Below are 9,810 nucleotides of genomic sequence, written 5' to 3' on the forward strand. Positions count from 1 at the left end.
GATCTGTAATAATTACTTTCTCTGCATTTGCAACATATTATTTCTGACATATACTAACCTTATTTGTGTTATTGTGCATATCATATCAGCTTTCTCAATTGTATGCTATATTTGTTTAGCAATGCCTTATTTATTTCTACGCCAGAATATAATGGATTTTTTCCACCATTGTTAAAGAATACAATAGATTGGTTAAGTAGATCTGAAGTGGAGGATGAAGAGCCACTGAAGGTTTTTAAGGGTAAGGTTGCAATGATTGTGGCGACATCCCCTGGTAAGCTTGGCGGGATAAGGGCTTTGCAACATTTAAGAATTCTTTTAAATAATGTTAGAATTAATGGTTTACCTAATGAAATAGGGATTCCATTAGCTACAAAAAATTTTGATAAAGATGGAAATTTGGTAGATGAAAATTTGAAAAATATACTTTTTAATCATATTAGCAGTCTTAAGAATTTTATAGATACAGGTAGGAACGATAAAAATTGTTAAGTGAGATTCTCTAATAATAATTTTAATTCAACAAAAATGTGTTACATTTAAAGTTGTAAGGAATTATGTATGAGGCACAGTGAAACAGTTAGCAAAGTTATTCCTATTTAGTACTCCATCTTGGGTGTATTTACTATTATTGTATTACATATGGGGGGAGATTAATGCTCCCAAAGAAAAAGTCATTCAATTGAAAAAGACAATTATCGACCCTATCATTATGATATTATTGCTTGCTCATACTTTAATTAGTACACCAAATTTAGACGATCTGATTATGTGGTTATGCTTGGTGGCAATTTTTACTGGAATCAGTATAAGCTACTTCATAATTGCCACGAGAGATTCTATATTTGATGATAATAATCAGCTAAAAGTTCCATATTCTAAAATTACCTTTATGTGTGTTATAGCTATGTTTGTAAGTAAGTACTGGTTTCAGTATATAATTGCTGTGAATAAAGAAATACTAAATGATTTCTTGTTTGAGGAATTATACATTATTACTTTTTCTATCTTTACCGGCTTATTAATAGGAAAATCAATAGGGTATTTTTATAATATAAAAAAATCTAAAATCTTTAAGGAATATAAATCTATTAAATTCATCTTAAGGTAGAATAAAAAAAGCTTGAATTTGTCTATTGGTAATTATTTCTATTGCCATAGGTTTATTTTTAGGTAGAAATACTACATAATACAAAAAATAAGAGTGGCCATAAATAACATATTTGATAAAAAATTTAGCAATGTACATAATAAACCTAGGTTGGGGAAAACCAATTTAAATTTATTTTTTGATAAATCAAGATTGTTGCTCAATGATAATTTGGATTTAATTTTAGAGTGTGAAAAAGTTAAAAATTTATTATTTTACTCTATATGTCCTTTAGATTTATTAAAAATAAGTGAAAAAATTCAAAATTTAAATAATGTTGATATTAATCAATTTTATCTTAAGGATTTAGACGAAGATAAAATTAATTTATTGAAAAAATATGATTTAATAATTAGTTTTTTATCCCTTCATTATAGTAATGATGTTATTGGTTCATTAATTCAGTATAAACATTTTTTAAATCAAAATGGCTCATTTTTAGGTATATTACTTGGAGGTGAAACACTAATTGAGTTAAAAAGTTGTTTTATTGAAGTTGATGAGAATTTGTATGGAAAAGTCTATCCAAGAATTATTCCCATGATTAAACCAAAAATTGTGCCATCCCTTCTTCAAAGAGCCAAATATAACAATCCAATAATTACAGTAGAAAAAGTAAAAATTTACTATGATAATCTAAAAAATATGCTATGGGATTTAAAAAATTTGGGACAAAGGAATTTTTTGAAAGATAAAAGTAATCATTTAGATTATAAAGATTATTTTAAAAAAGTTGAAAGTTTGTATTGTGAAAAATTTTCTGAGGAAAATAAAATTTTTACTACATTTGAATTTATTTTAATTTTTTCTTCAAATAATTAGAATTAAAAAATAAGTTAATCCTGTTGGCAATTTGGGCAAAAATATGTTGCTCTTTGATGATAGTAATTTTTCACAATTAATTCATTGCAGTAAAAGCATTTTTGATTTTCTTTATTATACAATTTGAAAGAATTTTGAAAATTTCCTAATACACCATCTGGTGCAATATAATCCTTTAAGCTGGAACCACCAGAATTTATTGCATCATTTAGAATTTTCTTGGTACATATAACTATAAGTTCAATTTCTTTTGAGGTAAGAGTTTTGACTGTTTTTAAAGGAGAGAGCTTAGCTGAATATAAAATCTCGTTTACGTAAATATTTCCAATTCCAACTACGTTCCGTGAATTCATCAAAAAATCTTTTAATGATGTGTTTTTATTATGAATTTTAGCTTCAAGGTACTGTGTATTAAATTGATCTGAGAGGGGGTCAACTCCTAAATTTTTAAATAAATTATATTTTTCTATGTCAGTAGTTTTAATCATAGTAACTAAGCCAAATCTTCTAGGGTCGTTATATATTAAGCTTTTATTATCAGAGAGATGAAAGATTGCATGATCATGTTTTTGCATGCTTAAATTAGTGGTATCTTGTAATGATAATCTACCAGACATCCCTAAGTGAATTATTATAGATTTTTGTAAATCTGTGTGGATGATTATATACTTTGCTAATCTTGTTACCTCTAATATATTTGCACCAGTGAGTTCTTCAGAAAAATTTTTAGGGTAGGGTATTCTGAGATTATGGTGGCTCCTCAATATTTTTATAATTTTCTTACCTGGAAGAATTTTTTTTAATCCACAAACAACAGTCTCTACCTCAGGAAGTTCTGGCATTTTGCATTATAATATATTTAGCATCACTAATATCCTTTTTGATTTGATTTTTAAGTTTATCAAGGTTTTTTAGGTTTCGCTCAGGGCGAAGGAAGCTTATAAGTTCTATCGTAATATTTTTTCCATAAATATCATCATTAAATTCAAATATGTGTGTCTCTAATGTAATTGTTTTATCATTTAAAATCGTTGGTTTTATTCCAATATTTGCAACTCCAAAATAACTATTATACTGTATATCCTCTATTATAACTTTTACTAAATATACTCCGTTTAGTGGGTAAACATAATTTTGGTCTAGTTTGATATTTGCTGTTTGAAATCCTAAGGTTCTTGCTAATTTTTTGCCATAAATGACATTTCCTGTGATAAAATACCTTCGCCCCAAAATTTTATTAGCAGTTTCAATCATACCAATTGATAGCAAATTTCTTATTTTGGAGGAGGAAACCTCAATAAAATCTTTATCAAACTTATCCACAACGTTGTATATGAATCCATATTGTTTTGAAGTGGTTTTTAAAAAATCAGTATTGCCTAATCTATTTTTACCAAAGAAAAAATTATAACCACTTATAACACCTTTAACTTTGAACATCTTAATTAAAATGTCTTCCACAAATTTATCATGAGGTATATTAATAACTTGATTATTGAATTCTAAAATAAATAAGTGAGCGATATTTAAATCTCTAATTAAGGAAATTTTTTGTACGTTATTATATATAAGTTTTTTCTTCCCATCTCCGTTTATGAATTGGCTAGGATGAGGATGAAATGTGAGTACAGCGGGAGTTAAATTATGGGTTTTTGCTAAATCAATGCATCGATTTATTATTTTTTGATGTCCAAGGTGCACGCCATCAAAATTTCCAATTGCTAAAATTAAGTCATTAAAACCTATATTTGAATCGATATTGCAGTTATGAACAATCATTATAGTGTTAACTCCAAATCTTTGTTATTAATAGTAACCCCTATATGTTTTGCACATGAATTTGTTATTATCCTACCTCTTGGAGTTCTATTAATGAATCCAATTTGAAGTAGATACCGCTCTATCGTATCTTCAATTGTATCTTTTTCTTCTGATAACCCTGCTGCTATGGTATCTATTCCGACCGGTCCACCGTTATAATTATTTATTATGAAATGTATATATTTATAATCTAAGTTATCCAATCCTATAGAATCAATGTGCAGTTGCTCCAATGATGATTCAACTAAATCAATATTGATAAAATCGGTTTTATTGTAATTGGCATAGTCTCGTATTCTTTTTAATAATTTTACTGCAATCCTTGGAGTCCCTCTAGAACATCTAGATATTTTTTCTGCAGCTTCCTGAGAAATTTTAATGTTAAAAATCATTGCTGCTCTTTTAATAACATGTTCAAGTTCAGTGATATTATAAAAATCTAGCTTAAATGTTATGCCAAATCTATCTCTTAGAGGGTTAGTTAATAATCCTAACCTAGTTGTTGCCCCCACTAAAGTAAATTTTGGCAAATTGATTTTGACAGTTCGTGCAGCTGGTCCATCTCCAATTATTAAATCTATATAAAAATCTTCCATTGCAGGATAAAGAACTTCTTCAACAGAAGAAGTCATTCTATGAATTTCATCAATAAAGAGTATGTCATTTTCCTCAAGATTTGTTAAAACTGCGGCTAAATCTCTAGTTTTGCTTAACATAGGCCCTGAGGTAATTTTTATGTTAGAGTTTACTTCTTTGGCTATGATTTGGGCTAAAGTTGTTTTTCCAAGCCCGGGTGGCCCGTGAAATAATACATGATCTAAGGATTCATTTCTAAATTGTGCAGCACCTATAAATACCTTTAGATTTTGAATTATTTTCTCTTGCCCAATGAATTCTTCTAATTTACCAGGTCTAATATTTATTTCATTGATATCATCTATATTTATTTTATCTCGTATAATTTCGCTGCCTTTAATTTCCATAGCCTCATTTTTGAATCTCTAATTTTCCGTCATTTAAACAATAAATTTTATCAGCATTTTTTGCAATATTCATGTCATGTGTAACAACTACAGTGGTGATTTTATGCTCTTTGGATATTTTTTCCAATATTTTTGCTATATTATTTTTGTTTTCAGTATCTAAATTACCAGTTGGTTCATCTGCTAAGATTATTTTTGGTTTGTTAATCAGGCTTCTTGCAATTGCGATTCTCTGTTGTTCACCACCTGATAGCTGATTTGGATAACTGTGTAATTTATTTTCTATATTCAGTTCATCAAATAATTTTTTTGCTCGAGCAATGGCTTTTTTTGTGGAAATTCCCATAATATTTTGTGGTAAAACTACGTTTTCCAAAGCTGTGAAATCTGGTAATAAATTGTAAGACTGAAATATAAAACCAATAAAATCTCTTCGCAAAACAGTTTGTTTATTTTCACCAATCTGGCTACAGTCCATTTTATCAATTTTGATTGAACCGCTAGTAGGAGTATCGAGCAATCCCATAATCTTTAGTAATGTACTTTTTCCTGAACCGGATGGCCCAACTATAGATAAAAACTCACCTTGTTGAATTTCCAGGTTAATACCTTTTAGTACTTGATAATGCTCTTTGTCAAATAAATAGCTCTTGGTTATATCCTTTAAAGATATTAAGGTCACATTATGAAAATTAACTGGTTAGCTTTTTCTCGTTAAATATTACGTGTTTTCTTAATACTGGGTCGTATTTTTTAAAAGTTAACTTTTCTTTAAGTTGCTTTGGATTTCTTTTTTTAACGAAATAATATCCGCTTCCTTCACTACTAACTAATTTCACTAAAACTGTATTTTTCTTAGCCATAAAATTACTTTTCAATTATTACTTTAATCTGCATTATAACCAATGTTTTTTAATCTTCAACTTTTAACATGTTCCAATACTTAGTATAAATGTCTATATTACTACCTAAGTCATTATGCAATATACTTTTTTTAATGACTTCGCTATCAGGAAATATTGCTTTATTATTTTGCAAATCAGGATTTAACAAAGCTTTAGCCGCCATATTTGGTATGCTCGAACCATTACTTTCTATTATCTCTTTCGCTATATCTGCCCTATAAATAAAATTTATAAACTTATAGGCGTTTTCTTTATTTTTAGCATTTTTTAATATTACAAAACTATCCATTGAAAAAATAGCTCCTTCTTTGGGATAGATAAATTTTAAATTTTTATCCTCTAATAGTGCTCCATAGGCATCATCATTCCACTGCATGCCTATTATAACATCTCCACTTAAAAAATATTTTTTTGTAGATTCAGCTGAGAAAAGATTTATATTTGGAAGAATTGACTTTAGCTTTATGTAGGCATTTTTTATTTCTTCTTCATTTATAGTATTAACATCGTACCCTAATAGATTTAGTCCTATATGAAAAACCTCTCTAACATCGTCTAATAATAGAACTTTATTCTTATATTTGGGATCAAATAAATCAGACCAGCTATCAATCTTATTCTTTATAAAACTGCTATTATACATAATTCCTGTAAAATACATAGAATATGGCATGCTAAATTTATTTTCAGGATCAAAGCTTAAATTTAATGCATCTTTGTTTATGTTTTTTAAATTTGGTACTTGAGATTGATCCAGTTCTTCAAGCAAATTATCTTTAATCATTTTTTGCATAAAATAGGTAGAGGGAAACACAATATCATAGCTGGGTTGTTTGCCTAATAACTTTAATTTTGCATACATAGTTTCATTATTTTCGAAAGTAGAAAGTGCAACATTAATGCCAGTTTCTTTTGTGAATTTTGCTATAACATGATCAGGAATCCCATTAGACCACCCATATATATATAATTTGTTAGCAAAAACCAAAATAGAATTAAAGAATAATGCTATAAATAAAACAATTCTGGTCATCCTAATCATCTTTTTTCCTTAATAAAATTTGTGATAATGATATCAAAAAAATAGAAATTAGCAACATTAAAGTGCATATTGCATTAACTTCTGGTTTAGTTCCCATTCTAGCTAAGGAAAATATTGTTAGTGGCAAAATTTCATATTGTGTACCACTTACAAAATAACTAACTAACACATCATCAAGTGATAATGTAAAGGCAATTAAGAAGGCTGCAATTATATTTGGTGAAATGATTGGAATTATCAATTTTTTCAAAATATCATAGTCACTTGCGCCCAAATCTCTTCCTACTTCAATGATATTTTTATTTAACCCCCTAAATCCAGAAAATACTGTGATTGTGGCAAAGGGTAAAGCTAATGTTATATGAGAAATCAACAACGTATAGAAACCTAATTCAAAATCAAACAAAATAAATAATAATAACAGACTTATTCCCAAGATAATGTCCGGGAACATGATCATTATTTGAATAAAAAAATAAATAATTTTGCGACCAAAATATGTATATTTATAAAAACTAAATGATGCAATTGTTGCAACGATTGATGCACAAATTGCTGATAAAAATCCTAAAATTAAAGAGTTTTTCATAGCTTCAATTAAGGCAAAATTATCAAAAAGCTTAATATACCATTGAAGTGTAAAACCTTCCCATTTAATTGAATGCGTCGAATAATTAAAAGAATTTACTACCAGCATCGTTATTGGAAAGTAGAGTATTAAAAGAAAAATACTCAGATATAGTAATTTTAATTTTTTTCCCATTATTTACTTACATGAAAATTAATTTTATAATTTTCTCTTTGAAATATAATTCCAAAAATAACTATCAAATAAAGTATAACGCTAATAGCGCTAGCTAAGTTCCAATTGTTATTAAGTAGTATTTGATCCTTAATTAAATTGCCTATCATAACAGTTTTCGAACCACCTAATAAATCTGATAGGTAAAACATCCCAAGCGATGAGAGCAATACCATGGAACAACCTGATATAACTCCAGTGCTGCTCAAAGGTAATATGATTTTTAAAAAAATGTCAGTTGAAGAGGCCCCTAAATCTTTTGCAGATTCAATTAATGAATATTCAATTTTTCTTAAAGATAAGAATATTGGTATTATCATGAATGGTATTAAAGTATATACAAAGCCAAAGATTACAGCGCCGTTGCTATAAAGCATATTAAGCGGTGAATCTATTAATCCAGTTGCTAATAAGAGTTTATTTAAAAAGCCATTCAATTTTAAAATAAAAATTATTGAATAAGTTCTAATTAATGAGCTAGTCCAAAATGGAATTATTATTGCAATAAGTAAAAAATATTTTATAAATTTATTTTTTTCTCTATACATTATGAATGCATAGGCATAGCCAAATATTAAGCATAGCACGACACTAATTATTCCAATTTTTAGTGAATTAAAATAAACTTTTAAAAAAAGTGGCGAAAGGGCTTGAGAAAAATTTTCTAAGGTGAAGCTAAAATTTATTAATTGTTCTGGATCTTTTTTTGTAAAACTAATTAGAATTATTAGTAGATTTGGTGCAATAGTAGTTACAAAAAGCCATAATATGGTATTTATAATGACTGCTTTTCTGAAAAGGCTATCGTTCTTCATTTTTTAAAATTACCTCCCAACCATCAATCCAATGAACTGTGATATTTTCTCCAATCTTGTAATCGAAATCTGCGTCATCTTCGTCAAAAAATTCACTAGCCTTTATTTTCTTTCCACTCTTAAGAATAATTGATGAATCGAGTGTCGCACCTTTATAAGTAGTGTCTTCAATTTTTCCAATAAAAACATTTTTTAAGGTTTTAGAATCTTTTATAGTCTCAGTCCTTAAATCTTCAGGCCTAAATAGAAGCTTTACTTTATCTCCTACTTTGAAATTTTCATTACTCTTTGTAATGTAGGTAATTTCATTTTCAACATAAAGAGTAATTTTATTGTTAGAAACTTTAGTAATTTCTGCATCAAAAACATTTATTTCACCAACAAATTGGGCAACAAATAAGTTGCTTGGTGTTTCATATACATCTCTTGGAGTGCCAACTTGTTCAATTTTCCCATCGCTCATCACTATAACTTTATCTGCTACAGATAGTGCCTCCTCTTGGTCATGAGTTACAAATATGAATGTAATTCCTAGATTTTTTTGCAATTTTTTAAGTTCAACTTGCATCTTTTGACGTAATTTTTTATCAAGTGCACTTAGAGGTTCGTCTAGCAATAATATATGAGGTTTTTTAATTATAGCTCTTGCAATCGCAACTCTTTGCTTTTGTCCACCAGATAATTGATCAGGAGTTCTAAGTAAAAATTTTTCTAATCCAACTTTTTTTGCAATTTGATGAACCTCATTTTTAATATAATCCTTAGATTTGCCCTCAACCACCAAACCGAATGCTATATTATCAAATACATTCATATGGGGAAATAAGGCGTAGCTTTGAAAAACTGTATTCACTTTTCTATTTGAGGGTGAAATGTTATTAACTTCTAGATTATTTATAAAAATACTTCCTGAATCAGGTTTTTCAAATCCCCCTATTAACCTTAGAATCGTTGTTTTGCCACATCCAGATGGTCCAAGTATGGCCACAAATTCACCGTTATTTACTGAAAAATTAACGTTTTTAATTATCTCTTCTCCTTGGTAGTTTTTGTGGATGTTTTTGAGATTTAAAATTGGAAAATTATTTTTCAATTTATAAATGACCTACAATATTAAAATTTTTTTTAAAAAAGCCCGATTGAAATATCAATCTTCATTAGAGGACTTCAATATACTTATTTTTTTATATTTATCAAAACAAAAAAAATAAGAATGCTATTTTTAACATTCTTGTTTTTTAGATCAGAGATCTTCTTTTACGTCTTGTTCAATTACTCCGTTATTTAACTCAGTGTTTTGTACTAACTCATCATAATATTCATCTGCTGGACATGTATCTAGTGGAAGCATAAATATTAGATAGCGTATAAATAGGAAAAGTGCTAACCTTTGACCTAAAACAATACAGGTATCAAATGGATTTTGAAATAATAGTAAGAAAAAAAGAAAAAGGCGAGGTAGTATCAGAG

Annotated in this window: 12 protein-coding genes; 3 read left to right on the top strand and 9 right to left on the bottom strand. The window is 28.0% G+C overall.

Annotated features, from left to right (window positions below; genetic code table 11):
• Positions 1-102 precede the first annotated feature (102 nt).
• The 3 genes from L8D11_RS01525 to L8D11_RS01535 all read left to right on the top strand — a co-directional run bounded on the left by L8D11_RS01525 (position 103) and on the right by L8D11_RS01535 (position 1,972).
• The gene (locus tag L8D11_RS01525; protein ID WP_236869915.1) at positions 103-492 is read left to right on the top strand and encodes an NADPH-dependent FMN reductase; all 390 of its coding nucleotides are present in this window, start codon (positions 103-105) and stop codon (positions 490-492) included.
• 79 nt (positions 493-571) lie between these two features.
• Complete coding sequence (locus L8D11_RS01530; RefSeq protein WP_236869916.1) at positions 572-1,111, top strand: DUF6622 family protein; 540 nt, start codon at positions 572-574, stop codon at positions 1,109-1,111.
• Between the two features lie 93 nt (positions 1,112-1,204).
• Positions 1,205-1,972 (top strand): class I SAM-dependent methyltransferase, encoded by a 768-nt coding sequence (locus tag L8D11_RS01535; RefSeq protein ID WP_236869917.1) that lies wholly within the window; start codon positions 1,205-1,207, stop codon positions 1,970-1,972.
• Between the two features lie 14 nt (positions 1,973-1,986).
• Here the strand turns inward: L8D11_RS01535 and mutM are convergent, their stop codons facing one another.
• The 9 genes from mutM to potA form a co-directional block, all read right to left on the bottom strand.
• Positions 1,987-2,814, bottom strand: a complete 828-nt coding sequence (gene mutM, locus L8D11_RS01540) for a bifunctional DNA-formamidopyrimidine glycosylase/DNA-(apurinic or apyrimidinic site) lyase (RefSeq protein ID WP_236869918.1) — start codon at positions 2,812-2,814, stop codon at positions 1,987-1,989.
• Positions 2,798-3,751 (bottom strand): bifunctional riboflavin kinase/FAD synthetase, encoded by a 954-nt coding sequence (locus tag L8D11_RS01545; RefSeq protein ID WP_236869919.1) that lies wholly within the window; start codon positions 3,749-3,751, stop codon positions 2,798-2,800. Before L8D11_RS01545 ends, mutM begins: the two co-directional genes overlap by 17 nt.
• Positions 3,751-4,776: a Holliday junction branch migration DNA helicase RuvB gene (gene ruvB / locus L8D11_RS01550; RefSeq protein ID WP_236869920.1), complete on the bottom strand. Its 1,026-nt coding sequence runs from the start codon at positions 4,774-4,776 to the stop codon at positions 3,751-3,753. The genes L8D11_RS01545 and ruvB overlap by 1 nt, the downstream gene beginning before the upstream one ends.
• A 4-nt stretch (positions 4,777-4,780) precedes the next feature.
• Entirely contained in the window at positions 4,781-5,458 is a 678-nt protein-coding gene (locus L8D11_RS01555; RefSeq protein ID WP_236869921.1) for an ABC transporter ATP-binding protein, read from the bottom strand.
• A gap of 10 nt (positions 5,459-5,468) precedes the next feature.
• Positions 5,469-5,639: a 50S ribosomal protein L33 gene (rpmG, locus tag L8D11_RS01560; RefSeq protein ID WP_236869926.1), complete on the bottom strand. Its 171-nt coding sequence runs from the start codon at positions 5,637-5,639 to the stop codon at positions 5,469-5,471.
• Positions 5,640-5,688: 49 nt separating this feature from the next.
• On the bottom strand, positions 5,689-6,714 hold the full coding sequence (locus L8D11_RS01565; RefSeq protein ID WP_236869922.1) for an ABC transporter substrate-binding protein: 1,026 nt from the start codon (positions 6,712-6,714) through the stop codon (positions 5,689-5,691).
• 1 nt (position 6,715) lies between these two features.
• The gene (locus L8D11_RS01570) at positions 6,716-7,312 is read right to left on the bottom strand and encodes an ABC transporter permease subunit (RefSeq protein WP_236869923.1); all 597 of its coding nucleotides are present in this window, start codon (positions 7,310-7,312) and stop codon (positions 6,716-6,718) included.
• Between the two features lie 173 nt (positions 7,313-7,485).
• The gene (locus L8D11_RS01575; protein ID WP_236869924.1) at positions 7,486-8,340 is read right to left on the bottom strand and encodes an ABC transporter permease; all 855 of its coding nucleotides are present in this window, start codon (positions 8,338-8,340) and stop codon (positions 7,486-7,488) included.
• On the bottom strand, positions 8,327-9,433 hold the full coding sequence (potA, locus tag L8D11_RS01580) for a spermidine/putrescine ABC transporter ATP-binding protein PotA (protein ID WP_236869925.1): 1,107 nt from the start codon (positions 9,431-9,433) through the stop codon (positions 8,327-8,329). Before potA ends, L8D11_RS01575 begins: the two co-directional genes overlap by 14 nt.
• Positions 9,434-9,810 lie beyond the last annotated feature (377 nt).

It is taken from the genome of Candidatus Bandiella numerosa (assembly GCF_021811875.1).
GTDB classification, from domain to species: Bacteria; Pseudomonadota; Alphaproteobacteria; order Rickettsiales; family Midichloriaceae; genus Aquirickettsia; species Aquirickettsia numerosa_A.